The organism is Amycolatopsis sp. A133, from assembly GCF_031082405.1.
In the GTDB taxonomy this organism is placed as follows: Bacteria; Actinomycetota; Actinomycetes; order Mycobacteriales; family Pseudonocardiaceae; genus Amycolatopsis.
Genome location: NZ_JAVHJU010000019.1, coordinates 1 through 555, shown reverse-complemented (window position 1 = coordinate 555; position 555 = coordinate 1). Strand labels below are relative to the sequence as shown.

Here is a 555-nt window from a genome sequence, read left to right as displayed (position 1 = left end):
GTGGTGCTGGAGCGGTTGTCCGACGCCCGTCGCCACGGACATCGCGTGCTGGCGGTGCTCCGGGGCTCGGCGGTCAACTCCGATGGCGCGTCCAACGGGTTGACCGCGCCGAACGGACCGGCCCAGCAACGGGTCATCCGCGATGCACTGGCTGCCGCCGGACTGTCCGCTCGGGAGGTGGACGTGGTCGAGGCCCACGGCACCGGCACCACCCTGGGTGACCCGATCGAGGCGCAGGCGTTAATCGCCGCCTACGGCCAAGACCGCGACCATCCCCTGTGGATCGGGTCGGCGAAGTCGAACCTCGGCCACACCCAAGCCGCCGCCGGCATCGCCGGCGTCATCAAGATGATCCTGGCGATGCGACACGGTGTCCTGCCCGCCACCCTGCACGTCGACGCACCCACCCCCCACGTCGACTGGGCCGCCGGCCGCGTCGCCGTCATCACCGAACCCACACCGTGGCCACCGGTCGAGCGGCCACGCCGCGCGGGCGTCTCCGCCTTCGGCATCGGAGGCACCAACGCCCACGTCATCCTCGAACAACCCCAGCCA

The 555-nt window shown here is 71.5% G+C and carries 1 protein-coding gene; it reads left to right on the top strand.

Features of this window, described 5'->3' with window-relative positions; genetic code table 11:
• On the top strand, nt 1-555 hold a 555-nt coding region (locus tag Q5425_RS16545), incomplete at both ends, for a polyketide synthase (protein WP_308673121.1).